Source organism: Marinobacter alexandrii (assembly GCF_005871205.1).
Lineage (GTDB): Bacteria > Pseudomonadota > Gammaproteobacteria > Pseudomonadales > Oleiphilaceae > Marinobacter > Marinobacter alexandrii.
This window is the reverse complement of the sequence record NZ_SWKM01000009.1, coordinates 1-807: the sequence shown is the minus strand read 5'-3', so window position 1 is coordinate 807 and position 807 is coordinate 1. Positions and strand designations below refer to the sequence as shown.

At 47.5% G+C, this 807-nt stretch carries 1 protein-coding gene; it reads right to left on the bottom strand.

All coding sequences use genetic code 11. The features are described 5' to 3' along the window. Window positions 1–429 precede the first annotated feature (429 nt). A partial coding sequence (locus tag FCS96_RS00205; RefSeq protein WP_212747026.1) for a hypothetical protein occupies window positions 430–807 on the bottom strand: 378 nt, incomplete at its 5' end.

Genomic DNA, 807 nt, shown 5'->3' with positions numbered 1-807 from the left:
TAACGCCTGCCAGCATGCGCGGCTACGAAATGGAGGCGAAGCCGCAATGTAGTAGGCGTCGCCGTGACTGGCCTGGTTATGTGGGGCCAGATATTTCTTCTAGGTTAATTATTGAGTTCTGCCCTACCAGCCTTGTACTGCCGTCAGTTCTCTCAACACGATATGATTTCGGCGTCTCCTTGATGCATTTAACGCGGTTTTCATACTCGATTTCATAGCGGCCTGTTGAGAAGACTACATTGTAGGTTTTGCCTACTTCCATTTTGAAACCTCCGTAAACCTGGATATTTTTTGACCATACCAGATTTTCTTAACGGAGAATTTTGTGCCTGTAACTGTGCCCACTGACACCATTAATACAATTTAATGAGCCGTGATCAGTGGCCACATAGCGCCAGCGTCCCGTTGACCACATGGTTATGAGGTTTACTAACGGCCAAGCAATCTTGCCCAAAAACCCCTTTTCTCACGCTTCACCGCTTCTTCAATGAAATCTATCTTGGGTTTCCGTCTGTCTGATTCTGCGGTCAGATCCATCACTACATTACCAGAGCAGGTGTAGGTAGCGAGACGGTACTGGTCAGTCTCGTAGCACTTACCGAACAGGTGCTTGAAAATGTTTTTCCAGACCGAGTAATACTTCATGCACTGCTTTTCCGTGCCGAACATCACCCCATATTCTCCAACAACAAGCGCGTGGGTAATCCGCTTTCGCTTCCCATTTGCCTCTTTGGCTTTGGCGATCTGCTCTGCGTCCAATGTCACCAATACGAGATCATTATCCATAGAGGTCCGTACACTCATAAC